Genomic DNA, 25,288 nt, shown 5'->3' with positions numbered 1-25,288 from the left:
AACGCGCGTTCATTCCATTCATTTCATCCTCACTCCACCCAGAGCCGCTTTGCCTTCCTGCGCAGATGAAAGCCGCCATGCAGATTGGTCTTCGCGGGACCATCCGGCTGGAGCATGGCCAGAGCTCCCTCAACCTCGTTTGCACCGACCAGCGACACGCCGCGCAGATCGCTCAGCCAATGTTTCAACACACGGGACTGCACGGCGGGATGAGCTTTCTTGAACTCGGTAGTGATGAGCAGACTGCCATCGGGTGCCCACAAGCGCTCCTGCTCCACGAGCTGGGTGGCTGCTTGCTGGAGGCAGGCATCGTCACGAGAGGCGAGGCGTGCGGTGCGCAGGATGAGTTCCACGACGTCGCGACCATTGGCATCGGAGAGCATCGGCAGCACGTCGTGCCGCAGGCGGTTGCGGCGATGCGCGCGTGAGGTGTTGCTGGAGTCCTCGCGCCAGGTGAGCCCGCGCGCTTTGAGATAGGCATCGAGTTCGCTGCGTCTCACCTCCAGCAGAGGTCGAAGCTTGGTGAGCCCTTTTCGCGTGGTGGCAGAGAGCGGCATGCCGGTGATGCCATGCAAGCCGGAGCCCCGGCAGAGATTTCCGAGAATGGTCTCCGCGTTGTCCTCGGCGTGATGCGCGAGGAAGACGAAGGGCGTGTGGTGCTTCTCAGAGAGATCGTGGAAGAAGGCATCACGCGCGCTGCGTGCGGCGGTCTCGAGACTTTGCTTCTTATCCTTGGAGCGTGCCGCAATGTCCTCCCGACGCACCTCGCATGCGAGCCCCAGCTTCTTCGCGAGTCGCTTCACGAATGCCGAGTCGCCATCCGACTCCTTGCCGCGAAGCTGGTGGTCGAAGTGGCAGACGATGAGATGCTGCCAGCCGGATGATGCTGCGAGGCAATGCAACAACGCCACAGAATCACGGCCGCCTGAGACGGCGACGAGGGCGGGGCTACCAGGGGTGAGCTCAGGATGGGCTCGCTGCAGTTCGCTGAGAGCAGCCGCGGCTCTCTCTTCGAAACGAAGGGCGAGAGCAACGTCAGGATCGGCGGACTTGGAAGTCCGCGCTCTTTTGGGTGAGCGCGCTTTGGTGGGGGCGGTGTCTCGGGGAGGAGACGGCACAACGGGGGCAGGAATGCCCCCGCTCCTTGATGTGGCAGCGCCAGCCTTCTTCCCTTGCCCCTTCTTCTTACCCGATTTTTTCGCTGCCGAAGTACCGGCGGAGCGGCTCGGGGATGAGGATGCTGCCGTCTGCCTGCTGGTAGGTCTCGACGAGCGCAACGAAGAGCCGCGCGAGCGCGGTGCCGGAGCCGTTGAGCGTGTGGCAGAAGCGGTTTTTGCCGTTTTCATCCTTGTACCGCAGGTTCATGCGGCGGGCTTGATAGTCGCCGAAATTGCTGCAGCTGGAAACCTCAAGATAACTCCCCTGCCCCGGCGCCCAGACTTCGATGTCGTAGGTCTTGGCCGAGCCGAAGCCGATATCACCCGAGCAGAGCTCAATGACGCGGTAGTGCAGGCCGAGGGTCTGGAGGACCTTCTCTGCGTTGCCCGTGAGCTTTTCCAGCTCCTCCATCGAGGTCTCCGGCGTGGTGATCTTCACGAGCTCGACCTTGTCAAACTGGTGCATGCGTATCAGACCACGAGTGCCGAGACCGGCGCTGCCTGCCTCGCGACGGAAGCAGGGCGTGTAGGCGGCGTAGTGAATGGGCAGACCGGCGAGCGTGAGAATTTCTTCGCGATGCAGGTTCGTCACGGGCACTTCGGCCGTGGGGATGAGGTAGAGGTCATCCACCTCACAGTGGTACACCTGGTCGCCGAACTTCGGAAGCTGCGTGGTGCCCACGAGGGCGTCCGACTTCACCAGGAAAGGCACCGATACTTCCTGATATCCATGCTCGGTGGTGTGAAGGTCCAGCAGAAAGCTGATGAGCGCACGCTCGAGCCGGGCGGCGGGACCGCGATACACGACGAAGGCGCTGCCGGTGATTTTCGCCCCGGCTTCGAAGTCGAGCATGTCGTGCTGCGCCCCGAGGGTGACGTGGTCTTTCGGCTGGAAGTCGTAGGCAGGCTTGGCACCCCACACACGCACTTCGGGATTGTCCTCGGCGCTGGTGCCCACCGGACAAGCGTCATGGGGAAGGTTGGGAATCGAGAGCAGCAGGTCGCGCTGACGCACATCAAGCTCGTCCGCGTCCTTGCCAATCTGGTCGATGCGCGAGCCGATGCCACGCACCTCCGTCTCGATGGCGCTGGTGTCCTCGCCCTTCTTCTTGGCGATGCCGATTTCCTTGCTGATGCGGTTGCGGTCGCTCTGAAGCTTCTGGCGCTCCGTCTCCGCCGCGCGGCGCTGTTCATCGATCGCGAGCACCTCATCCACCAGCGCGGAGAGGGACGCGTCGCGGGTGGCGAGGCGTTCCTTGACGAGGGTGGCGTTGTCGCGAATGAGGCGGATGTCGAGCATAGGGGGCGGGAGTGTAGGGAGCCCCGCCAGATTTTCAAGGCGACGTTGCTGTCCCGGAAAATCGGCCGGTGGAATTCAACACAGAGGTCACAGAGACGCAAAAACACGGAGGGGACCGCCTCTTTGCAGCTCCAATATCCTCCATGTCCCCCGTGACTTTGTGTCTCTGTGTTGAGAGTCGCTGACTCTCCCCCCTTCGACGGGTTGCTTAGCGGGCAAATTGCCGAATCCACAGGCACCCTTGGGTGAAAGCTTGAAGTCCCGCTAAGAATCTGGTGGGATCGCGTGTTGTTTTTCTCCTTCCAGATGTTCGCCATGCCCCCCTTCCTCATGCGCCCCACCACCACCCGCGCCACCCTGGCCATTCTCGGCGCTTTGCTGAGTGTCAGCGCCCTTCCGGCCCAGGACGTCTATACCGGGGCCACGGACGCGACTTGGAGCAACAACGGCAACTGGCTGGACGGTTCCGAACCCACCCTGACGGACGCGGTGCAGTTTCCCTCGCTGATACCGGGAACGGGCGCTGCGATTACCCTGAGCGCAGGAGAATTGGCGGCCTCCCTCTCCTTCCTGAATTCCTACCAGTTGACCGGTGGCGACCTGACCTTGGCGGCCGCCACCAGCATCAACGTCGCACCCACCTTCACCGCGTCGATTGGCTCGACGCTGGCAGGGGCGGGCACCTCCCTGACGAAGTCCGGCAACGGCACACTGGTCCTCACGGGAGCAAACACCTTCATAGGAGCGCTCAACATCACCGCTGGTGTGGTGAATGCTCAAAACAATGCGGCGCTTGGCACCTCCGCGGGAGGCACCTCCGTTACGGCTGGAGCAGCACTGGAACTGCAAAACAACATCACCATTACCGGAGAGGCCCTCGCGCTCAACGGCACGGGCATCGGCAACACAGGCGGCCTGCGAAACATCAGCGGCACGAACTCCTTCACGGGCACCGTCACCCTTGGCAGTGCCGCCAGCATCATATCCGACTCGGGCACTCTCACCCTGAGTGCGGTCTCTACAGCGTTCGCGACCACGATTGGAGGCGGAGGTGATATCAATATCACCGGAACGTTTTCGGGAGCGGGCACCTGGAACAAAGTGGGCACTGGTACCCTGACCATCACCGCTGACCCCAGCATCACCGGGCTTTTGACCATCGATTCAGGTCTGGTCGTGTTGAATCACAGCGGCACCACCGAGTTCGGAATGACCATCAACAGCGGCGGGACCCTGCGCACACTCACCGCCAGCCTCGGCGATACCACGAGCGACATGACCATCAATGCGGGCGGCACCTTCGATTTCCGCTCCGGCAGCGACACCATGGGCGGCCTTTCCGGCACAGGTGCCGGCCTCGTAACCCGCGGGGTCGCCGGCGCGGCCACGCTCACGGTGAATAATGGCAACGAAACCACCTCCTTCTCCGGTGTGATCGAGAATGGCGCGGGCACGATCAACATCACGAAGAACGGGACAGGCGTCCTGACCCTGACTGGGACGAACACTTACACCGGCACCACGACGGTGGGTACCGGCGGCATCGTCATCAACGGCCCCAACGGTGCGATCGCGTCTACCGTCATCAATATCGGTGACAACAACGGTGGCGGCGAGTCCATGGTGTGGGGAGCCGTGGGCGATGTGGTGGCGGGCACGCTCAACCGCATCTCCGACTCTGCAAACGTCACCCTGAATGGCACCACGAGCGGCGGCCTCACGATGAACGGACCGGCAGCGACCTCCGGCGGGAACGAGGAAGTCATCGGCACACTCACGGCGAGCGCTGGCAGGAACACCCTGACGCTGGTGGCAGGTACGGGCAACAGTACCCAGCTTACGGCCACCAACTTCGTCCGTACCAATGCGGGCGTGCTGGTCGTGCGTGGCGCAGACCTTGGCGGGACAGCAGTCGGCTCCACGCGCCTGGTTGTCAGCACCAATCCGAACAACCTTCTCACCGGCGCCGGTGGCGGGGATGGCACGACTTCCAAGAGCATCATCCGCTACATGCTCGGGGACAGCAGCACGACCGGTTCAGGCTCGGGATTTGTCACTTATGATTCCGTGACCGGCGTGCGCCTGCTGACGGCGGGTGAGTATGACTCCACGATTGCTGGAACAAACCAACCCTTGCGGAATGTCTCCACCACCGGAGAAACTGTCACCGCGGATGAGAGCATCAACAGCCTGCGCATCACTGGGGGCGGGACAGTGTCCATTGGCGCTGGCAACTATGTACGTGTGGCCAGCGGCGCCGTGCTGCTGGTGGGCAACGGAGTCTCTGGCGGCACCATTTCCGGCGCGGGCGCACTCGATTTTGGCAGCACGGAGGGCATCATCACCCTTTCGCAGAACACGAGCGCTGTGACTGCGGAGCTGAACGCAACCCTCGCCGGCACCGCGGGCCTCACCCTTTCCCGCTCCAGCGATGTCACCACCAGCATCATCAATGTGGGCGGCGTAAACACGGCGATCGGAACCTTCACCGTGAATCAGGGGACAGTGGTGCTGACCAGTGCTGCCGCGCTGAATGACAAATACCCCATGACCGTGATCCTCCGCACTGGAGCCGCGCTGCAACTGAACGGGAACAACGTAACCATCCGCGATTTGCAGGGCACCAGCGGCTCGGGCACCTATTCAAACGGGGCAGCCGGGGCGGCGACTCTCACCACCTATCTGACAGGGAACCGAAGCCTGCAGACCGTCCTGGCCAATGGCGGCACGGGTGCCCTGAATCTCATCGTGTCCTCTGGAGTGGGACAGACCAACACCCTCACCATTGATGCGGACGCATCTGCCACAGGTACCGCCGAGGTGAGACAGGGAATCCTTCTGCTCACCGGTTCCAACGGGACGCTCAATGACTTTACAGGGTATTCCATCAATGGCGGCACCATCCGCCTCACCAGTACGAGCTCGGCCAACAACACAAACCGTCTCCGGGACGCCACGGGCATCACCTTCAACAGCGGGACTCTGGACTTCGACAACAACGCCACCGCCGCAAACTACGCCGAGACCGTAGGCGCCGTAACGCTCGCTTCCGGGGCCAATGCCATCACCGTGGACAAGGCGGCTTCTGGCCAGACCTCCGTGCTCACGCTCACCTCACTGTCACGAGCGGCGGGCTCGGGCGCCACACTCAACATCTCCAGCCAAACCAACGGCACCGCCATCTTTGACCTCGGCACCACGACTCAGAGCCGTCTGGTGATCAATGGCACCGTGCCCAATGACGACGGCATTCTCGGTGGATGGGCAACCATCGACTCGGCTCTCGGCAGGGAGTTTGTGAAATACGTGGCCTCTGGCACCATCTCGGCGACGGCGCTGGTGGCAGGAGACTACAGCGTGCTGACGTCGGGCTCGAACCCGACGCAGAATGTGAAGGTGAGCGCCACACCGGGAGCCGCACTCGCGAGCAACACGGAAATCAATTCACTGAACATCCAGCAGGCCAGCGCCACCACACTAGATCTGGGTGGCAACACCCTCCGTGTGGAGAGCGGCGGCATCATTGTCTCCGGCGCTTTCAATGCCACGATCAACAACGGCACCCTGACTGCGGGGAACGGAGCCAATACCGCCGGAGAGCTCATCTTCCACACGGTAGGACCTGTGGCCAATCCGGTGGATGTGAATGCGGTCATCGCCGACAACGGCACCGGTGTTGTCACCCTCGTCAAGACGGGGGTAGGCTTGCTGGATCTCTCCGGTGTGACCAACACCTACACCGGCAGGACCTACATCAATGGGGGCACGCTGCGCATCAGCAGTGACGCGAACCTCGGCACGGCTCCGGGCGCAGCGGTGGCGGATTCACTCGTCCTCAGCGGCGGCTCCACACTGGAAGTTATCGCAAACATGACGCTGAATGCCAACCGCGGCATTGCCGTGGGGCCTGGGGCGAACATCATCTCCATGTCCTCCGGCACGGCGGGCAATGGCCGGACGCTCACGTACAATGGAGCCATCAGCAGCACGGGAGGGGGGGAGGGCTCGCTTCACTTCAAGAGCAATGTCGCCACCGGCTCTACAGACGCTGGCAAGCTCACTGCCACGCTGAGTTCGGTGAACCTCACCGGCAGCCTCCGCGTGGATGCTGGCTCGGTGACCGTGACCGGCGCCACCACCAACATCGGACGCAGCCTCCAGGTGGGCATGGATGGCACGGCCACCATGACCTACAACTCCGCCGGCGGCAGCCTCACCGTGGGCAAGGGCATCAATGATACTTTGGATATCGGCGTGAGCAGCAGTGACGTGCTGAACACGGATGGCACGCTGGATCTCACGGCCCTGAACAATTTCACCGCGAGAGTGGATTTGGTCCGGATTGGTCGCGCCAGCACAAACTTCTCCGGACGCGGCACCCTGCGCCTCGCCGTGAACAACGACATCGTGGCAGGCACCAGTTTTATTGTGGGTGACACCGCCAACGCCGGGAACAACGTGAACAACATTCTTGAGTTTGGCCAGGGCATCAACACCATCACCACCCGCACCTTCACCGTGGGCGGAAACAAGAGCCGGGCCACCGCCACCGTGAGGGCCGGTGGCACTGTGAATCTCAAGGGCTTTGCCGAGAACACCCTGGATATGAATGTGGGTGTCTATGGAAACACCGGTACCGCCTCTTTGACCAGCACCTTTGACATGACGGGAGGCACTCTCAACGCCAGTTTGAACAACCTCGTGATCGGGCAGAAGACCGGGGGCGCAGCAGGAGGCACTACGGGCATCTTCACCGTGACAGGAACCGGCAACGACATCACGGCCAACAATATGGTCCTGGGCAACGTAACCGGAAATAATACCTCAGCGACAAGTGCCACCGCAGGCACGCTGAACTTTGGTGGCGGCTCTCTCGTTGTAAACAACGACATTGCGATGGCGACGTATGTGAACAACACCGCTACTCCAAACCAGCCCACCAGCGCTGGCACCTTGAACATCACCGGTGGCGTGGTCACCGTGGGAGGTAATATCACGCGTACCGTGGACGCCGGCTTCGAGACACGCGCCAACTCCTTCATCCACGTGAACGGTGGTACGCTGGACATGCAGGATGAAACCAACGGAGACACCACCAAGGGCAACATCGCCGTGAGCCAGCTCGCCTTCCGCTCCGGCAGCATGGTGGACGTAGGGACGGTCACCCTGGCGGCCACCAGCAGCACCCTCGGCACGGTGCCCGGCGCCGTGGCGGGTGACGCGCTCATCCTGGGCAGCAACCTCACCGCCTCGTTCGACGTGGAGCTCACCGGCGCAACCGGAGGTAATATTCACTACGTGAACACGGGTAGCGGTGCGACCACCTTGGATGGCGATGTCGACCTCGGCACCGTGAACCGCATCATCAACGTAGAGAACACGACCCTTCAGGGCTATGAACTCTTCATCAATGGTGTGATCTCCAATGCGGCGGCCATCACGAAGCAGGGAACCGGCACCCTGGCGCTGAGAGGTGACAACACCTACACCGGTACCACCACTGTATCCGCCGGCACGCTGCAGGTGGGCTATATGGGGACAGGATCCACGGGCACGGGCGCCACGACCGTGAACTCCGGCGCCACCCTCGGCGGCACGGGTACGGTGAAGGGCGCGCTGGTCACGCACAACATCAATGGGAACCTTTCCCCCGGGGACCTTTCTGAGATCACCGGGATGGAAAATGTCTCTACGTTCGGCATCCTGAAATTCGAGGGCAATGTGATCGTGGGCTCGTCCGCCGTGCTGACCTTGCACATGGGGGGTGGCACCACGCCCGGTGTGAACTATGACCAGATCACAGGACTCACCGCCGGAGCCACCTTTGTGCTGGATGGCACCATCAACACCGCGGATGGCAGCGACAACTTCCTGGCCCTTCCCATTTACACCCCGAGCTTTGGCGAAACCTGGCATCTCATCGACTGGACGACCTCACTCGACCTGACGAGCTTCAACGTGGGCACCAACTTTCGCACGGGGGCCGATGCCGCAGGAAACGAAGGAGACCTGGACCTGCCAAATCTCACGCCCTACGGACTCTTCTGGGATGTGTCCAACTTCGCCAACGACGGCACCGTTTCCATTGTCCCCGAGCCCAGCCGCATGCTGTTGCTGCTGGCAGGCGTGATGGGTCTGGTGATGCGCCGCAGGCGGAAAACGGCGGTGATGGCCTGAGCGCCACGTCCTCCCGTAATACAAAAGGCACAGCAGTGGTACCCACTCTGTGCCTTTCCTTTGTGCCTGTTGCCTCTGTGCCTTCTCTTACGCCGGCGTGTGGGTGAACTTCCGCACGCGGCCGTAGGGCAGCCACTCGAGGACGTAGAGGTTCCCCTTGGAGTCCACGGTGAGGGCATGCGGGGTGGCGAACTTGTCCTTCTCGCCTTTCTCAAACAGGGCCTTGTCCACGCCCTTGCCATCGCCGAGCTTGGCCACGCAGTTGTCGTCCTTGTCGAGAATGGCGACGAGCGCGCCGAGGTCGGGCACATAAAGATGGCCGTGCGCCTGGTAGAAGCAGCAGGGATTCCGCACAAAGTCGCCGCTGATGGTGCGCTTGTAATTCAGGTCGAGGTCGAAGACTTCGTAACGGCTGTTCGCACGGTCGGCGATGTAGACTTCAGGCTCGCCTTTCAGGGTGTTGATCCACACGCCGTGGCAGGTGTTGAAGGTGCCGTTCGGCGCCTTGGGTCCTTTTGCGGCCTCCTTGGGAGCACGGCCGCCGATGGTCTTGAGGTGCTTGAAGTTCTTGTCGAAGCGACTCACGATCTGGCTGCCATAGCCGTCCACAATGTAGATGTCACCATTGGGCGCCACGGCCACGTCCGTGGGGTTCGTCCAGGTGAACTTCTGGTGGGTGGAGTCCTCCTTGTCCACATTGCCAATGGTGTAGAGCACCTTGCCCTTGAGGTCGGTCTTGTAGACGCGCTTGCCGAGGGTGGGCTGGCCGGAGGCGTCCTTGCCCACGTTCTCCGTGAAGTAGAGGAACTCCTGGTCACCTTCCTTGCTGAGGTAGATGCAGTGCGCGGTGGCGCTGACCTGCTCCGGGGAATAGCCCACGCTGTCGCCGAAGTCCTTGCTCCAGGTCTCCTCCAGCTTCCCGTCCGCACCGTAGATGGCCACGCAGGGATTCGCGCTGCGTGAGGTGACGAACACGCGGTCCTTCGAGTCCACGGCGATGCCGCAGCCGAGGCCGAACTTCATCCCCTCGGGCAAGGCACCCCAAGATTCATCCAGGGTGTAGGTCCACTTGCCATTTCCGATGATCGTTCCGGAAGTCGAGGCCGCAGCGAGTGCGGACGCCCCCGGAAGCAACGTGGCAGCAGCCGCGCCGGACATGGTGAGAAAATCACGACGCGTAAGGCGCTTGGGGAAAAGATGCGTGAATGAGTTCATAGTGAGGAAGGGCAAAGCGAAGCACTGACTGACTGGCTGAACGATTGATCCCGGATTGCGTGCGGGTTGCGGACGGAACGAGCCTAACCGGGCCAGTGTTTCGCCGACCAGGGGGAAGTTCAGGCGCGGCCTGAGGGATGTTGCCGGGCCAGATGGACGATATGGGCGGATCTGGTCAAATCGAAGGAACGACGTCCTGGGATTCAACACGGAAACGCAGAGACACGGAGGCACAGTGAGGTGCGCTAATTTCTTGGACCACGGGATAAGAGACAAGCCGTATGAGTACCGTGACCCGAAAAAAGCGTTACAGCAGTGATTTTAAAACCCATGCCGTGGAGTTGGTCCGCATGGGCAAGAGTGTGTCCGAGGTGGCTGAAGAACTCGGCATTGGCACTGGCATCCTTTACCGTTGGACCCGGTCCCAAAGGCAGCCGGTGCAGCTCGTGGGCGCAGACCAACGAGCCGGAGGCGAGGAGGGCGAAGCCAACGAGCTGCACCGGCTGCGGCGTGAAATCGCCAACCTGCGCCTGGAGAACGACATTTTAAAAAAGGCCGCTGTCATCCTGGGCACGCCACCGCCGTCCAAACTCGCGAAATGATCCTGCAACTCCAGCGCCAGACCGGTGGGAGTGTGCGCAAGATCTGCGACGTCCTGGAACTGCCCCGCAGCAGCTTTTACCATGCGGCAAAGCCTATCTCACGCCATGAGCAAGACGCTCGCCTGGGGGAACTCATCGAGGAGATCTTCAAACGCAACCGGTGCCGCTATGGCTACCGCAGGATCCATGAGGAGCTGTGTGACCATGGCATCGTGTGTGCGCCTTCGAGGCTGCGCCGCATCCTCAAAACACGGGGCCTCAAGGCCATCCAACCCAAGAACTACCTGCCCAAAACCAGCGATGGCCGGGCAGACCGTCCCTCTTCCAATCTGCTGGCCCAGCAGCCCGTGCCGCAGAAGCCCGGCGAGGCCTGGGTCGCAGACATCACCTTCATTCCCACTACGGCAAACTGGCTCTATCTGGCCGTGGTCATGGATTTGGGCTCGCGTCGCATTGTGGGCTGGAGTCTCGCATCACATATGCGTGCAGAACTCGTCGTCCATGCCTTGGAACAAGCCCTGCAAACCCATCCCAAAGCCAGCGGCATTGTCTTCCACAGCGACCGGGGCAGCCAGTATGGCAGCACGGCCTTCCGTTCCGTGCTCACGCGTGCCGGCCTGCGCCAGAGCATGTCGGGGCGAGCCAACCCCTATGACAATGCGTGGACAGAGTCCTTCATGGGTACCCTCAAGCGCGAGATGCTTCAAGGAGGCCGCTTTGAAGATCTCACCGATGCACGACTGGAACTCTTTGAGTACATCGAGGGCTACTACAACAACCAGCGCAAGCACTCCGCCATCGGTTACCTCACCCCCAATCAGTTTGAGACCCAATCCAGAAACCTAAACTAAGACACTCGCTGGTCCAAAAATGCGTTGCACCTCACAGAGCTTTTTGAAAAACTCCGTGCCTTCGTGTCTCCGTGGCTCTGTGTTGAAATCGAGGACGCTCCACCTGCCACCGGCTCATGCTGCTTGCGACTTGCATGACAGCGCCGCCCTTCCTAGGGTGCTTGCATGAACCGGAAACGACTTGGGCGCAGTGGCATCGTAGTGACGGACATCTGCATGGGCACGATGACCTTTGGCCTTCAGGCGGATGAAAAGACTTCCTTTGCCATCATGGATCGGGCCTTGGAGGCGGGCATCGACTTCTTTGATACGGCGGAGATGTACCCGGTGCCACCCAGTGCAGAGAAGTTTGGCGTGACCGAGGAGATTGTGGGCAAGTGGCTGAAGGGTCAGAAGCGTGGTGAGATCATCCTGGCGACCAAGGTCACGGGACCCGGCCACGGTTGGTTCCGCCCACCCATCCGCGGCGGCTTCACGGCGCTGGATCGCCGGCAGATTCACCAGGCCTGTGAGGACAGCCTAAAGCGGCTCAAGACGGACTACATCGACCTCTACCAGACCCACTGGCCCGACCACGGCATGCGGCAGGACGAAACGCTCAGCGCGCTGACCGAGCTGGTGGACCAGGGCAAGGTGCGAGCCATCGGCTGCAGCAATGAAACAAGCTGGGGACTGATGAAGAATCTCTGGGAAGCGGAGAAACACACGCTGCAGCGGTATGACACCGTGCAGAATAACTTTTCCCTGATCAATCGGCGTTGTGAGAGCGAGCTCGCCCAAGTCTGCCGGAAGGAAGGCGTGAGTCTCCTCCCCTACTCACCGCTCGGTGGTGGCGTACTCACCGGGAAGTACAACGATGGCGCCCTTCCAACTGGCGCGCGCTTCAGTGAATACTTTGTCAGTGGTGGCCCGCGTCAGAAACGCATGGCGGCCCGCTTTGTGAACGAGCGCTCGCTGGAAACGACGAAGCGACTGCAGGTCATCGCACAGGATCTCGGCATCAGCGTCACCACGCTGGCCGTGGCGTGGAGCAAGCAGCATGACTTCGTGGCCTCCACGATCATCGGAGCGACGACGGTGGAACAATTGAACGAGAGCTTGAAGGCTGCGGATTTGGTGTTGGATGCGGAGACGCTGCGGAGGATTGACGACATTGATGAGCAGATCCCGACGCCGATGACGGAGGATGGGTTGAGGAGGTTGTAGGCCTGTCCCAAGCGCAGCGAGCCAAGTGCCGGACGTAGCCCTGGGAGCGCTGCCGTCCCGTCGGCGTATTCGCGCTGCACTCACTCGCAACGCACAAGCTCCGAGTACGCCGGCCGGAGGCCAGCGCTCCCAGGACCGTCACGCATTAGACAACATGCCTCCATCGGTTTTTGCCGAAGATCCCTTGGCAAGTCTAAGCGGACTCCAATTTTAGCAACTGCTCCTTCACCTCCAATCCACCCGCAAATCCCGTCAGCTTGCCATTTGAGCCGATGACACGGTGGCAGGGGACGATGATGGAGATGGGATTCTTGCCGTTGGCAGCGCCGACGGCGCGGACGGCTTTGGGGCGGCCGACTTGTGTCGCGATCTGCGCGTAACTGCGGGTCTGGCCGAAGGGAATCGTGGAGAGGGCGCTCCAGACTTCCTTCTGAAAGTCCGTTCCGACGGGGTCGAACTTCAGGGCGAACTTCTGCAGCTTACCCGCGAAGTAGTCGGTGAGTTGGCGCTCGGCATCGAGGAGCACGGGATGATTCTTATCCTCCACGAGTGGGGCGAGGCGCACGCGCTTGGGATCATCATCCTCCCAAAGGACGGCGGCGAGGCCGCGGTCGCTGGCCACGAGTTTCAGCTCACCCACCGGGGTCTTCATGGTTTTGTAGGAATAGGTCATGGGTCTTCTGGGGTTGTTTCTGTTGAGAGCAAGATGACCCATCTCATGAAACACGCTGGCCGTATTCGGACATGAGCATGATATTGTGGTGATGTCCGAAAACGGCCAGCGGAGGCGCTGCCGGGCGCTTAGCATTGGTATCACAAACCCACCCGAACACCATGATCGATCCCAAAGCCGCGTACAGCGCCCTGAAGTCCCATGACCCGCGATTCGATGGCGTCTTCTACGTGGGCGTCACCTCGACGGGCATCTACTGCCGGCCCGTTTGCCCGGTGAAGACGCCGCAGCTCAAGAACTGCCGCTTCTTCGAAAGCGCGGAGGCTGCGGAGAAGGCAGCGTTCCGTCCGTGCCTGCGCTGCCGTCCAGAACTGGCGCCGGGGCATGCGCCGGTGGACAATGCCCATCGCATCGCGCACCAGATTTCGCATCGCATTGATGAAGGCATGCTGGAGGATGGCGCCGGGCTGGAGGAGATCGCGGCACAGTTTGAAATCAGCTCGCGGCAGTTGCGCCGCATCGTGCAAAAGGAGTTGGGTGTCTCCCCCATTGAGCTCTTGCAGACGCGTCGGCTCCTGCTGGCGAAACAACTGCTCACGGAAACGAAGCTGCCGGTGACGGAGATTGCCTTTGCCAGCGGCTTTGCCAGCTTGCGGCGGTTCAACGATGCCTTCAGTTCTCAGTATCGCATGCCACCCACGCGGTTGCGCAAGGAAGCGGCGCAAGAGGAGCATCAGATCGCCATCGATGCGGCGGGCACTTCGACTTTGCAGTTGAGCTATCGCCCGCCCTACGACTGGGACGGCATCCTGGAGTTCCTGAAAGGGCGCATGATCAAGGATGTGGAACTTGTCACCAGTGAGAGCTATGCGCGCACCGTGCAGTTGGGGAAACACACGGGCTGGCTCAAGGTGACGCACGCGCCGGAGAAGCACGCGCTCATGGTGGAGTTCACGCACTCGCTCGCGCCTGTCCTGCCGACACTGCTGGGCAGACTGCGCAATCTGTTTGATCTCACCGCGAGACCGGACCTCATCGCGGCGCACCTGATGCGGGACAAGACACTGAAGGCCGCCGTGAAGAAGAATCCCGGGCTGCGTGTGCCGGGTGCGTTCGATGGGTTTGAAATGGTGATCCGCGCCATTCTCGGACAGCAGATCACCGTGAAGGCCGCGACGACCATCTCGTGCCGCTTCGCAGATGCCTTCGGAGAGAAATTCGAAACGCCCTTCCCAGAACTCACACGCCTCACCCCTCTCGCGAGCCGCGTCGCGCGAGCCAGCGTCGATGATGTGGCGAAGCTCGGCATCGTGAGCGCGCGTTCCAGGACCATCATTGCCATCGCCGAGGCCTTCCACTCCGGTTCGCTGAAGCTCGAGGCGGGAGCCAATCCGGACACGGCCATCGCGCAGCTTGTGGCGCTGCCCGGCATCGGCCCCTGGACAGCGCACTACATTGCCATGCGAGCCCTGCGCTGGCCGGACGCCTTTCCGAAGGAGGACATCGCCGTACGCAACAACCTCGGTGGCGTGAGTGCGAAGCAGGCGGAGGAATTGTCGCAGGCCTGGCGGCCATGGCGGAGTTATGCGGTGATGCACGTGTGGCGGAATCCGCCTCCTCCACTGAAGAAATAGACCGTCAGTCACTTTCTTATCACTGCCTGCAATGAAATTGCACTAAGTCGGGTGTAGAGGGCCCCGTATGGAATGACTCGCCGTTCCTCGGTCCATCTCTTTCCCCCTTGTCACCACCATGCTCATAAGATTTGCCCTCCTCTTCACCGTCCTCGCGACTGCGCTCCAGGCCGCGCCCCCGGAACCGCCGAAAGGTTTCCGTCCGCTGTTCAATGGTCAGGATCTCGCCGGCTGGCATGGGCTGAATCCGCACTCGGTGGTGAAGCTCACGGGTGAGAAGAAGGACGAAGCACTCAAGAAGATGCGCGAAGAGTTCCCCCAGCACTGGCGTGTGGAGAATGGCGAACTGGTGAACAGCGGCACGGGCCCGTACGCCACCACGGATGAGGAGTTCGGCGACTTCGAGCTCCTGATCGAGTACAAGACGGTGGCCGGCGCGGACAGCGGCATCTACCTGCGCGGGGTACCGCAGGTGCAGATCTGGGACTGGAACCAGGTTTTCGATCCCAAGAAGCCGGATCGCCGTCCGCACCTCGGCTCGGGTGGTCTTTTCAACAACACGCCGAAGACGCTCGGCCGCGATCCGATTGCGCTGACGGACAAACCTTTTGGCCAGTGGAACACCTTTCGCATCAAACAAATCGGCGCGCGCACGTGGGTGACGCTCAACACGCGCCTGGAGGTGGACGGTGCGGCGATGGAGAACTACTGGGACAAGACGCAGCCTTTCCCCGCGAAGGGCCCCATCATGCTGCAGACACACGGCGGTGAGATTCGCTGGAGGAACATCTTCATCCGCGACATCAAGGAGGACGAAGCGAAGAAATTCCTCGCGGAAAATCCCCCGATCCCGAATCCGACGGAATACGACGTGGCCTATGGTCCGCACCCGAAGCAGGTGATGCATTTCTGGAAGGCGGAGTCAGACAAGCCCACACCGCTACTCTTCTTCGTGCATGGCGGTGGATGGACCCAGGGCGGACGCCTGAGTGGAGTGACCAAGATGTTGCCTGAGATGCTGAAGAACGGCATCTCGGTAGTGTCCGTGGAGTATCGCTTCATCTCCGAAGCGACGAAAGACGGTGTGGTGCCTCCCGTGAAGGGGCCGCTGCATGATGCAGCGCTCGCCTTGCAGACGGTGCGCAGCAAAGCCAAGGAGTGGAACATCGACAAGGAACGCATCGGCGCGAGCGGCGGCTCCGCAGGCGCCTGCACGTCGCTGTGGCTCGCATTCCACCCCGACATGGCTGACCCGAAGAGCAGTGACCCCATCGCACGCGAATCCACCCGCCTCTGGTGCGCCGCGGTCAATGGCGCGCAGACCACGCTGGATCCGCAGCAGATGAAGGACTGGACTCCGAACAGCACCTACGGCGCACACGCCTTCGGCATCACGGGTGATGCCACGAAGAAGACTTCCTCCTTCGCCGAGTTCCTCGCCAAGCGGGACAGCATCAAGGAATGGATCGCGGAGTACTCGCCCTACGCGCTGGTCACCTCCGATGACCCGCCCGTTTACATGTCCTACTCGGAAGCGCCCGCGCTGGGGCAGGACCGGAAGGATCCCACGCACACCTCGAACTTCGGCGTGAAGCTGCAGGAGCACTGCAAGGCGAATGGCGTGATGTGTGAACTTTTCTACCCCGGTGCGACGGATGCGAAGCATGACTCGACGCAGGCGTACCTGCTGGAGAGGCTGAAGGTTGCGAAATAATTTGAGCTGCGCTGGGCTACGCAGGCCGGCGTCGCCCTCAGTTTATCGTGCAACATGCCATCCAGAGCATCCTCGGAGAGATCTGGGTGCAGGGATGGCATGGAAGGCCACGCGGCGACCTCGCGTGGAGTGCGGGTTACCATTGCGAACGCTAAAAAAACCTCCTTCACGGGTTGACGTTTTTTCGGAGGATTAGTATAGGATTCAGCGCTGAGAACTCAGCGTTTTCCCTGTGTGAATCTTTCGTCTCTCGCAGATCCTACGGAATACCTGGTGCATCACGGCGGCAAGGTTCTGGGGCCGTTTGATCTGCATTTCATCGAAGCCATGGTCGCCGGTGGCGTGTATCCGGTGAATGTGCCCGTCCAAGCGACCGGCCAGGCACACGCGCGCCCTCTCAACGAGCAACAATCCCTAAAGCCACCGTCGGTCCCACAAACTCCGGCCCAACCGGAAACCCGGTCACCAAACCCTTCCGGTCTCCCGGGCATTGTGGCCGTGGCGCTCCTGGGGATTACGTCTCTGGGAATTCTCGGCTATCTTCCGACCTACTTTAGCAAGCCCGCGAGCGCCTCAAACTCCACCTCGTCACGCTCGTCTTCATCTACCTCATCCAAGCCAGCCTCACAGACCCGGACATCAACATCATATAACGAGAGAGATAGGTCGATTGGTGACTCCTCTACTGGCTCTCATTCCATCGCCAGCAAGTATCAGGACACTTCTCGTGATTCACGGCCTGCCACCTATCCGCCCTCCGAATCAAGGCGCCTGCCGTCGACCTCAAATTCGGGTACTTCGTCGGGACGCAACACGTCCAGCACGTCCTCATCGCCCGCACTGGACGTCCAGTACTACCGCGATGCCTCGGGCCAGACCTACAGGGTGCCCAACTCCGATTACTACCGCCTCCGGGTGATGAAGACCGCCCTGGAAACAAAAAGGCAGGACCTGGAGACGGCGGAAGCCAACTACCGAACCCTATCCAACGAACTGGATCGTGATCGACGTCTCCTCGACCGCACCAGCAAGCGCGCAGTGAATGCGTACAATCAGAAAGTGAGCCGTCTCAATGCCACCAACGGAAACGTGCAAGCGCTCTCGGACCAGTACAACAAGGATGTGGACGCGTTCAATGCGGAACTGAACAGGGTTGGCACCCCCATTCGATAGAGGGATAAAGGGCATGGCAATCCTCGAAGAAGGTCAGAACATCCGCGACACCTACGAAGTGGAACGCTTTTTGGGCGAGGGTGCGTTCGCCGAGGTGTACCGCGTCAAGCACCGCTTCTTGGGACGACAGGCCATGAAAGTCTTCAAGTCGCCCGGCATGACCTTGCCGGATATCGAAGTCATGCTTGGCGAGGCCATCATGCTCTCCCGAATTGGCCATCCGAATATCGTCCGCGTCTTTGATGCCAACACGGTACAAGCCAGGAAGGGACTCTTCGGTTATTTTACGATGGAGAATGTGCCGGGCGGCAGTCTGGAAAATTTCTGGCACTCCTATGGCGGCGATTTTGTCCCCGTCGAAACGACGGTGAATCTGATCAAACAGGTCTGTCGCGGCCTCACGGTAGCCCACAGGGAGCAGCCGCCGATTGTCCATCGCGACATCAAACCCCAGAACATTCTCGTGGGCTACGAGGCCGATGGACTAAGAGCACGCATCAGCGACTTCGGCCTGGCGAAGCGGGTCAATCCGCTCACGCTTCTCGCCACTGCCGCCGGCACCATCAGTTTCAAGCCACCGGAGGCCTTCAGCGAAAGCAAGGGGGATTCCTGCTCCGCGGATGTGTGGGCCATTGGCACCACCCTCTACCTGCTACTGACGGATCATCTCCCCTACAAATTCCCAAGCAACTTTGGCTGGGGAAGCCGTGATCTGTTCAATGAGGTTGTGCGCCCGGCCTCTGATTTCAATGCCGATGTGAACGGCACACTGGATATCGTGATCGCGCGCTCCTTGAGCATCCAGCCGGGAGACCGCTATGCGAACGCCATGGAGATGCTGGACGCTCTGGAACAGTGGCGTCCCGGAACGGAGCATGCTCCTGCACCCTCCACGACATCGGAGGGCTCAAAGGCCGCGTTGGGTACAGGTCATGCTTCACCCAATGAACAGCTCGCCCAGACCATGGCGGGACAGGCCCTCGAACTGAAAAAGCAAGGCCGGCTTCCTGAGGCAGCCGACCTCATGGAAGAGGCCTTCAACAAATGGCCTGAACTGAGGAGGAAATACGATCGCCAGGTCCGCCTCTGGCGGTGTGGCATCTCCATGTAGCGCCTCCTGTCGAACCACCATGCAAAGGGACTCCCAATCCCGCTGCACTCGAATGATTCCCACGCAGTAAGTAGCAAGAAACTCCAACAGCCATCCCTGTGGAAACCGCCAGACCAAAAATAGAGCCTATCGACTGCGAGTCGCTTATGGAAGCGGCCACCCTTGAGCTCTATCAAAAGAATATTTTCCGCATCACCGGACTGCCAGTCGATGCCAGTCCCAAGGAAGTCTCCAGGCAAGTGCAGAAACTGCAAATGCTGGAGGAGATGGGTGGGGGTGGAATCGCGCAAGCTGCCTTTGCCGCGGTGGCGCCGCCCTCCGTGGAACAGGTCCGATCGGCACTTGCCCGGATGAAGGAGCCAGAACATCGCCTGGTGGATGAGTTCTTCTGGTATTGGCCAGAAAAGTTTGGTGAGAGCAAGAGTGACCCAGCCATTCAAGCGGTGCTGGCGGGCGATGGACAAAAGGCCATCGACATCTGGGTGGATCGGGAGAACGAGGGTTCACAGACAGCACGCCACAATCTGGCGGTGATGTTTCACATGTTCGCCCTGGACTGGACGAACCATCAGATCACGACCGACGAGGTGGATGATCGTGATGAGAAGGTGAAAGGCCACTGGAAAGAGGCATTCCAGCGCTGGGAGGACCTAGCCGGCACGGATGAACTGTGGGAGGTGATGAAGGAGCGTGTGCGGTCCCTGGCGGATGAGGCACTGACCACGGGATTCGTACGCCGGATGCGGCAGGTGCTGCCACAGGCATTCGACCGGATCAATGCCGAGGCGGCGTTGAGATTTGCTGAAAAGGAACGGATGGATTGGGCGCAGTACCACGTCGACTTCATGCGCGAGACGCATCAAGGCCAGGATGACGTAGACAGTACTGCGGAGCTGGTGCTCACGCCCACCCGAAAGCGAGTGGAACAGCTCGTGCAATCCACTCGGGAGAAGGCCAGCAAGGATCCGAAGAAAGGCACGCAAGCGGTGGTGGAACTGATGGAACACTGCAAGCCGCTGATGGCTCTCTTTGACCTGTTTCACGGGGTGGACAGCCACCAGCGCTCCGACTTGTTTGACGAAGTGGCCGGAACCGTCGCCACAGTGGTGATCTCCTATCAGACAGAGACGGGTGACAATCATACGTTTGTCGAGCTTCTCGAAAAGGCCCTTGCCTTTGCGACAGGCACCCAGGTTCGCGAGCGTCTCATCAAGAACATCTCCATTGGGAAGAACAATCTGGCCTGGAAACATCTGGCCCCTCTTTTCAAGACTCTGGAGGAAATGACGGGCAGCTCAGCCTCGTCCGCGCAAAAGCTTGAGCAGGTGCGCGCCAGGATCCTGCCACAATTTCCCGCTCTCGTTGCCCAAATCGGTGGAAAGAGCGAGGCGTACCAGCAGATGATGGACTCAGCTGCCATGGCGATTCGCAGCATCAGCATTGAGGCGCACAACAAACATCAAAATCACACCGCTGCCGAGGAAGCCATCCAGCTGGCCTTGAAGCTGGCCATTGATTCCGACCTCAGAACACGCCTTCAGGGAGACGCCAAGGCCCTTGCGGAAAGCAAGAAGGACGCCACCTGCCACTTCTGTGGGCGTGAACCGGCCTCGAAGGATGCCACCTTTCAACTCGCCCTGTATGGCGATGTGGTTCGCTCGTATGGAGGGGTGCAATATCGCAAGGGATCCGTGCCAATCCCCCGCTGCCATACCTGCAAGGGGAAATACGGCAATGCCGACACGGCCGGCTGCCTGCTGTGGCTCGCTTGTGCGATCGTCGGAGCCATGGCTTTCAAGATTAGCAGGCCCACCACGGATGACTGGATTGCCGGCGCGATTATCGGAACTCTCGCGGGCTGCGTCGTGTGGTGGCTAGCCAGATTCATCCTGAAAAACTTCAATGGCATGAAGTCCCCTGATACTTTCCCCGGCGTTGAAGAGATGGTGCGCAAGGGATGGTCCGTGGGAGACGGACCCGGGCGCTACGGTTGATGCTTCGCCCCCTCCTCTCTCACCCACTCAACTTGCATCATCGCCACATCATGAAACTACCCAAGACTCTTGAGATTCCCCATGTGCCGTTTCCCACGGCAGAGCAGATGGCAGGAAATGCCCAGGAGACATCACCTGCCAAGACGGAATTCTCCCTGGAGTTCATCAAGCGCCAGGAAGAAATGATGAAGTCCTGGATTCACATCACGAACCAAATCTGGCGTCTCGGCACCGTGGTTCTGGATTCCGACTCGGGAGAGGCCAAGACCGAGTTTTCATCCCAGGACATCCGCAAGGTCGCGAATTCTCTCCATACCATACAAGAGACCATTGGAAGTCTGGGTATTCGGGTGATCGACCGGCGCAACCAGGAATTTGATGCCGGCCTGCCCGAGCAGGTGGTGACCGAAGAGGCGCAGGAAGGCATCACCAAAGAGCGGGTCATCCGCACCATCAGACCCACGATCATGTGGCATCAGACGATGGTGCAACGTGGGGAGATCGACATTGCCGTACCAGCTTCCAAGAAAGAACAGTAATCCATTTCACCGCACATGAGCAGAAGCACGATTGATTTTGGGATCGACCTTGGCACCACAAACAGCGCGATTGCTGTACTGAATGGCGTGGAGCCACAGATCATCAAGAATGTGGACGACCAGGACGTCACGCCTTCCGCCGTGTTCATCAACAAGCAGGGCGTGGTTCGCGTGGGAACTCGCGCCAAGAACGCCACGGTGGGTGATCGCAGCTACGAGGATGCCTACGTCGAGTTCAAGCGCCAGATGGGAACGCCGCATCAGTATCGGTTTGGTTCCAGCGGCCAGCTGCGCAAGCCGGAAGACCTGTCTTCCGAGGTACTGAAGGAACTGCGGCGCTCCGTGGAAGCCGCCACTGGTGAAGCCATCCAGTCCGCGGTGATCACGGTCCCAGCGGCCTTCGAACTGCATCAGTGCGATGCGACCCGACGAGCGGCTGAGCTGGCCGGACTCGTTTCCAGCCCCTTGCTTCAAGAACCCGTGGCCGCAGCCCTCGCCTACGGATTCCAGATCGACTCCGAAAAGGCCTACTGGCTGGTCTATGACTTCGGCGGCGGCACTTTCGATGCAGCTCTGATCCGAGCAGAGGAGGGCATGATTAACGTTGTGCATCACGGCGGCGACAACTTCCTGGGTGGTTCGGATATCGATTGGGCAATCGTCGAAAAGTTGATCGCTCCTCAATTGATCAGGAACTACGATCTCCCTGACTTCAATCGCGGATCCGATCGCTGGAAACTGGTGCTGATGCGCATCAAGCACGCCGTGGAGAATGCCAAAATCGAGCTTTCCACCAAACACAAGACCACTCTCAGCGGAGGCGTCACGTTTGAAGACGCGTCAGGCGATACCATTGAATGTGATGAGTTGATTGTGACCCGTGATGATCTGATTCGCATTGCCGAACCCATCATCATCCGGTCAGTCGATATCTGCCGCAAAGTGCTCCAGGAAAAAAATCTCGGAAGCCACGCAGTGCAGAAAGTCATCGTTGTAGGAGGGCCGACCAAGGCTCCCTACTTCCGCGAAATGCTTGCTTCTGGTCTGGGCATCCCGATTGATTTCAGCCAGGATCCTCTGACGGTGGTGGCGCGTGGTGCGGCGGTGTTTTCAGGGACGCAGAAGATCGACGCCAAGCTACAGAGGAAGGCAACGGTGGGCGAGTTCCAGGTGAATATCTCGGACAAATACAAGACGGTGGGGCACGACAACGATCCGCTCATTGCCGGGAAAGTGACCAGCCCATCTGGAACTTCCACATCCGGATTCACCATTGAATTCGTGAACCGCGATACCAAGTGGAGAAGCGGCCAGGTTCCGCTCAACAACGAAGGCGCTTTCATGGCCAATCTGCTGGCCGAAAAAGGGTTTCGAAACACCTTCCACATCGAAATCGTGGATCCGCAGGGAACCCATCAAAAGCCTGTACCCGACCACGTGGTGTACACCATCGGCGCGGTCATTGAAGAGCAACCTCTGGTGAAATCCATCGGACTCGCCAAAGCCGACAATACCGTGGACGTGTTCTTCAAGAGTGGATCGGGATTGCCACAGAAGAAGCGCTGGCCCACGGCCTACAAGACCACCGTGACGCTGAAAGCCGGCCAGCCTGGTGACTCCATCCAGATTCCCATCATCGAGGGCGAGAATGAACACGCCGACCGCAACCGGGAGATTGGCAGGCTCATTATTGATTCTTCCATGATCAAACGGGACCTGCCGATGGGGGCTGACATGGAACTCACCTTGAGAGTCAGCGAATCCCGTACCTTGATCCTCGAGACGTATTTCCCTCTGTTGGACGAAGAGTTCACCAAACAATTGGAGGTAGAAAAAGCCAGTGCTGATCCGACAGTGCTTGTTCAAACACTGAAGGCCGAGAAAGTACGATTGGACACCTTGAAAGGGAAGGCAGCAGAAGCCGAGGAAAGTGATGTTACTGGGGAACTGGACAAACTCGAAGCCGATCAAGAGCGCGATGACGTCGTGCGTGCCGCCAAAGGGGATCCCGCGGCCGCTGAAAAAGCGCAGGCGAGACTCCTGGAGTTTCAGCTCAAGCTGGATTCCGTCGAAGAGAAACTCAAGTGGCCGACCCTCGTCTCAGAGGCCCGGGAATTGCAGGAGGATCTCAAGAAGCTTGCAAGTGAACACGGTACAGGTGCCCAGCGCGACAAGGTGGAAGACTGGTCCGAACTTGTGGATTCGATCATTACCAAAAAACAGACCGATCGCCTGGCAACACGTATCAGGGAGGGCAACTCTCTGTATGCGCAGATCCTTTTCTCACTTCCAGGATTCTGGGTGGACCAGTTCCGGCGGCTTGAACGCGATCGCAGCAAGTTTCAAGACGTGAACGCGGCCGAGCGACTGCTCGAACGCGGGCGGAACTACCTGCAACAAAACAACATCGACGGGCTTCAGGATGTGGTACGCAAGTTGTGGAACCTGTTGCCACCAGACGAGGCGCAAAAGGCCCAGAGAGGCATTGGAGCGACCATTCTGTAACACCGCTTGTTATGCCTCCCTCATCGAAGGAAGAAGTCCCGGAGATGGACCTCATGTGCCGGGACCTGAATATGCGGCTGCGCATGGCGCGTGCCGCTGAACTGGCTTCATTCAATCTGCTGGAAGAAGCAGAGAAGGTGCTTTGCCATGGAGGTATCAGCCGCGCGAGTGTCGCGGAGCTGGATCTTCTGGCACGCATTCATGTCCAGCAGGGCCGATTCGAGGAAGCCCGGGCTCGCTGGGAGGAGGTCATCTCCCGCGCGGGCGAAGGCCAGGAGAAATCCAGGGCATGTCTTGAGGCTTTGAAGGAATTCAAGGCCTATCGCGACAAGGTGATGGTGATCACGTGGAGGATCGCCCTTGCCATCCTCGCCCTGATCACTTCACTCGGCGTAGGGCTCTTGGTGGCGCCGAAGCTCTAGCCGACGTTCATCCCCCTCCATTCACTACTGCTTCTTCTCCTTCGCCACCATCGCCGATTCCCCTGACCACTTGATGCCTTCGAGGATGAACTTCCTCACGAAAGGTGTGCTCAGGGAGCGCAGATCGTGGCCGAACTCGGTGTAGAAGAAACGACCACCAGTGGCGGGTTCATGAGTCCAAGCGATGGGGTGATCTGCGCCCATGGGCTTGCCATTGCGGGTCTTGAAATACTCGCGCACGGGCGTGTAGGTGGATTCGTCCACACGCATCAGGACCTTGAAGCCGGGAAGGCCGGTGACGCTGCGGTCGTGGTTCGTCCAGTCTGCCTCGATCGTGAATTCAGACGGCTCGCCTTTCAGTCCGGGAAAATCTTTTGCCGCGGGATCGATGGTGACCTTCGCCTTCATGAAGTCTGAGTCGCTGTTGAAGTCACAACCGCCGAGTTGGTTCAGCCACGGCCAGTTCGTCTGGTGCACCAGTGCAGCGTGCAGGCCCACGATGCCTTTCTTGCCTTTGGTGAACCAATCTTCCACGGCCTTGCGCTGCTCCTCTGGCAGGACCTTGTCGAGTTCGTTGGCGTTGTTCAGCAGGAGCACATCGTACTTCGCCAGCACCGGAGGTGTCATGTCCTTGAAGTGCTCCGTCACATCCACCTCAAAGCCGTTCTCATGTCCGAGCAGGACGAGCCAGCGATTGATGCCCGGAATGTCCGGATGCCGGTAGAAAGCGGTGTTGGAATACACCAGCACCCGGAGCCCCTTGCCGGGGACGGCAGCTTGAGCCACGCTCGGTTCGTGAGCAAAGGTCTTGAGGCCGCAGGCAAGGAGGAGCAATGCGAGGGTGCGGGCAAAATTTTTCATTGTGCAAATTTCGTCACAGATTGTCTCCGCCTCGCAAGGATTTTCTTACGCGCGAGTACAAGGGCTCGCAGAGGAATAAAAGCGGTTGAATATAAAAGGGATCACTGGCAGTTCCAGAAATCTGCCCCGCTCCCGGTGCGTATCGTGCTTGGCT

Annotated in this window: 17 protein-coding genes; 12 read left to right on the top strand and 5 right to left on the bottom strand. The window is 60.1% G+C overall.

Annotation, left to right across the window (positions count from 1 at the left end):
• Positions 1-29 precede the first annotated feature (29 nt).
• A complete protein-coding gene (gene tilS, locus G5S37_RS05505; protein ID WP_165201619.1) occupies positions 30-1,118 on the bottom strand; it encodes a tRNA lysidine(34) synthetase TilS in 1,089 nt (362 codons plus the stop codon).
• Positions 1,119-1,185: 67 nt separating this feature from the next.
• Positions 1,186-2,457: a serine--tRNA ligase gene (gene serS, locus G5S37_RS05500; protein ID WP_165201617.1), complete on the bottom strand. Its 1,272-nt coding sequence runs from the start codon at positions 2,455-2,457 to the stop codon at positions 1,186-1,188.
• Between the two features lie 315 nt (positions 2,458-2,772).
• Here serS and G5S37_RS05495 point away from each other — a divergent pair, with 315 nt between their 5' ends.
• Entirely contained in the window at positions 2,773-8,634 is a 5,862-nt protein-coding gene (locus G5S37_RS05495; RefSeq protein ID WP_165201615.1) for an autotransporter-associated beta strand repeat-containing protein, read from the top strand.
• 87 nt (positions 8,635-8,721) lie between these two features.
• On the opposite strand, the gene G5S37_RS05490 is transcribed toward G5S37_RS05495, so the two are convergent.
• A complete protein-coding gene (locus G5S37_RS05490) occupies positions 8,722-9,849 on the bottom strand; it encodes a twin-arginine translocation signal domain-containing protein (protein WP_165201613.1) in 1,128 nt (375 codons plus the stop codon).
• A gap of 281 nt (positions 9,850-10,130) precedes the next feature.
• Between G5S37_RS05490 and G5S37_RS05485 the strand changes: the two genes are divergently transcribed.
• The 3 genes from G5S37_RS05485 to G5S37_RS05475 all read left to right on the top strand — a co-directional run bounded on the left by G5S37_RS05485 (position 10,131) and on the right by G5S37_RS05475 (position 12,508).
• Positions 10,131-10,451 (top strand): transposase, encoded by a 321-nt coding sequence (locus tag G5S37_RS05485; protein WP_165201611.1) that lies wholly within the window; start codon positions 10,131-10,133, stop codon positions 10,449-10,451.
• Positions 10,448-11,302, top strand: a complete 855-nt coding sequence (locus G5S37_RS05480) for an IS3 family transposase (RefSeq protein ID WP_165201609.1) — start codon at positions 10,448-10,450, stop codon at positions 11,300-11,302. The genes G5S37_RS05485 and G5S37_RS05480 overlap by 4 nt, the downstream gene beginning before the upstream one ends.
• A gap of 165 nt (positions 11,303-11,467) precedes the next feature.
• Positions 11,468-12,508 carry an aldo/keto reductase gene (locus G5S37_RS05475; RefSeq protein ID WP_165201607.1) on the top strand — a complete coding sequence of 347 codons (1,041 nt, stop codon included), beginning with the start codon at positions 11,468-11,470 and terminating at the stop codon, positions 12,506-12,508.
• A gap of 193 nt (positions 12,509-12,701) precedes the next feature.
• Here the strand turns inward: G5S37_RS05475 and G5S37_RS05470 are convergent, their stop codons facing one another.
• Positions 12,702-13,181 (bottom strand): methylated-DNA--[protein]-cysteine S-methyltransferase, encoded by a 480-nt coding sequence (locus G5S37_RS05470; protein WP_165201605.1) that lies wholly within the window; start codon positions 13,179-13,181, stop codon positions 12,702-12,704.
• 161 nt (positions 13,182-13,342) lie between these two features.
• On the opposite strand from G5S37_RS05470, the gene G5S37_RS05465 reads away from it, so the two are divergent.
• From G5S37_RS05465 to G5S37_RS05430, 8 genes are all read left to right on the top strand, one after another.
• The gene (locus tag G5S37_RS05465) at positions 13,343-14,815 is read left to right on the top strand and encodes a DNA-3-methyladenine glycosylase 2 (protein ID WP_165201603.1); all 1,473 of its coding nucleotides are present in this window, start codon (positions 13,343-13,345) and stop codon (positions 14,813-14,815) included.
• Between the two features lie 118 nt (positions 14,816-14,933).
• Positions 14,934-16,529 carry a family 16 glycoside hydrolase gene (locus tag G5S37_RS05460; RefSeq protein WP_165201601.1) on the top strand — a complete coding sequence of 532 codons (1,596 nt, stop codon included), beginning with the start codon at positions 14,934-14,936 and terminating at the stop codon, positions 16,527-16,529.
• Between the two features lie 234 nt (positions 16,530-16,763).
• Positions 16,764-17,702 (top strand): hypothetical protein, encoded by a 939-nt coding sequence (locus tag G5S37_RS05455; RefSeq protein WP_165201599.1) that lies wholly within the window; start codon positions 16,764-16,766, stop codon positions 17,700-17,702.
• Positions 17,703-17,715: 13 nt separating this feature from the next.
• Complete coding sequence (locus tag G5S37_RS05450) at positions 17,716-18,813, top strand: serine/threonine-protein kinase (protein WP_165201597.1); 1,098 nt, start codon at positions 17,716-17,718, stop codon at positions 18,811-18,813.
• Between the two features lie 146 nt (positions 18,814-18,959).
• The gene (locus G5S37_RS05445) at positions 18,960-20,807 is read left to right on the top strand and encodes a hypothetical protein (protein ID WP_165201595.1); all 1,848 of its coding nucleotides are present in this window, start codon (positions 18,960-18,962) and stop codon (positions 20,805-20,807) included.
• A 50-nt stretch (positions 20,808-20,857) separates the two neighbouring features.
• Entirely contained in the window at positions 20,858-21,346 is a 489-nt protein-coding gene (locus tag G5S37_RS05440; protein ID WP_165201593.1) for a hypothetical protein, read from the top strand.
• A 15-nt stretch (positions 21,347-21,361) separates the two neighbouring features.
• Positions 21,362-23,851 carry an Hsp70 family protein gene (locus G5S37_RS05435; protein ID WP_165201591.1) on the top strand — a complete coding sequence of 830 codons (2,490 nt, stop codon included), beginning with the start codon at positions 21,362-21,364 and terminating at the stop codon, positions 23,849-23,851.
• 11 nt (positions 23,852-23,862) lie between these two features.
• Positions 23,863-24,273 carry a hypothetical protein gene (locus G5S37_RS05430; RefSeq protein WP_165201589.1) on the top strand — a complete coding sequence of 137 codons (411 nt, stop codon included), beginning with the start codon at positions 23,863-23,865 and terminating at the stop codon, positions 24,271-24,273.
• A gap of 24 nt (positions 24,274-24,297) precedes the next feature.
• Here G5S37_RS05430 and G5S37_RS05425 read toward each other — a convergent pair whose 3' ends face one another.
• Positions 24,298-25,134, bottom strand: a complete 837-nt coding sequence (locus tag G5S37_RS05425; protein ID WP_165201587.1) for a ThuA domain-containing protein — start codon at positions 25,132-25,134, stop codon at positions 24,298-24,300.
• Positions 25,135-25,288 lie beyond the last annotated feature (154 nt).

The organism is Roseimicrobium sp. ORNL1 (assembly GCF_011044495.1).
Classification (GTDB): Bacteria; Verrucomicrobiota; Verrucomicrobiia; order Verrucomicrobiales; family Verrucomicrobiaceae; genus Roseimicrobium.
This window is presented reverse-complemented; position numbering and strand designations above follow the sequence as displayed.

What these genes read in the sequence shown, in the direction of transcription:
- serS (WP_165201617.1), bottom strand. Translation starts at nt 2,457, where the DNA reads ATGCTCGACATCCGCCTCATTCGCGACAACGCCACCCTCGTCAAGGAA.
- G5S37_RS05490 (WP_165201613.1), bottom strand. Translation starts at nt 9,849, where the DNA reads ATGAACTCATTCACGCATCTTTTCCCCAAGCGCCTTACGCGTCGTGAT.
- G5S37_RS05430 (WP_165201589.1), top strand. Translation starts at nt 23,863, where the DNA reads ATGCCTCCCTCATCGAAGGAAGAAGTCCCGGAGATGGACCTCATGTGC.
- G5S37_RS05465 (WP_165201603.1), top strand. Translation starts at nt 13,343, where the DNA reads ATGATCGATCCCAAAGCCGCGTACAGCGCCCTGAAGTCCCATGACCCG.
- G5S37_RS05445 (WP_165201595.1), top strand. Translation starts at nt 18,960, where the DNA reads ATGGAAGCGGCCACCCTTGAGCTCTATCAAAAGAATATTTTCCGCATC.
- G5S37_RS05450 (WP_165201597.1), top strand. Translation starts at nt 17,716, where the DNA reads ATGGCAATCCTCGAAGAAGGTCAGAACATCCGCGACACCTACGAAGTG.
- G5S37_RS05435 (WP_165201591.1), top strand. Translation starts at nt 21,362, where the DNA reads ATGAGCAGAAGCACGATTGATTTTGGGATCGACCTTGGCACCACAAAC.
- G5S37_RS05485 (WP_165201611.1), top strand. Translation starts at nt 10,131, where the DNA reads ATGAGTACCGTGACCCGAAAAAAGCGTTACAGCAGTGATTTTAAAACC.
- G5S37_RS05475 (WP_165201607.1), top strand. Translation starts at nt 11,468, where the DNA reads ATGAACCGGAAACGACTTGGGCGCAGTGGCATCGTAGTGACGGACATC.
- G5S37_RS05495 (WP_165201615.1), top strand. Translation starts at nt 2,773, where the DNA reads ATGCCCCCCTTCCTCATGCGCCCCACCACCACCCGCGCCACCCTGGCC.
- G5S37_RS05460 (WP_165201601.1), top strand. Translation starts at nt 14,934, where the DNA reads ATGCTCATAAGATTTGCCCTCCTCTTCACCGTCCTCGCGACTGCGCTC.
- G5S37_RS05480 (WP_165201609.1), top strand. Translation starts at nt 10,448, where the DNA reads ATGATCCTGCAACTCCAGCGCCAGACCGGTGGGAGTGTGCGCAAGATC.
- G5S37_RS05470 (WP_165201605.1), bottom strand. Translation starts at nt 13,181, where the DNA reads ATGACCTATTCCTACAAAACCATGAAGACCCCGGTGGGTGAGCTGAAA.
- G5S37_RS05440 (WP_165201593.1), top strand. Translation starts at nt 20,858, where the DNA reads ATGAAACTACCCAAGACTCTTGAGATTCCCCATGTGCCGTTTCCCACG.
- G5S37_RS05425 (WP_165201587.1), bottom strand. Translation starts at nt 25,134, where the DNA reads ATGAAAAATTTTGCCCGCACCCTCGCATTGCTCCTCCTTGCCTGCGGC.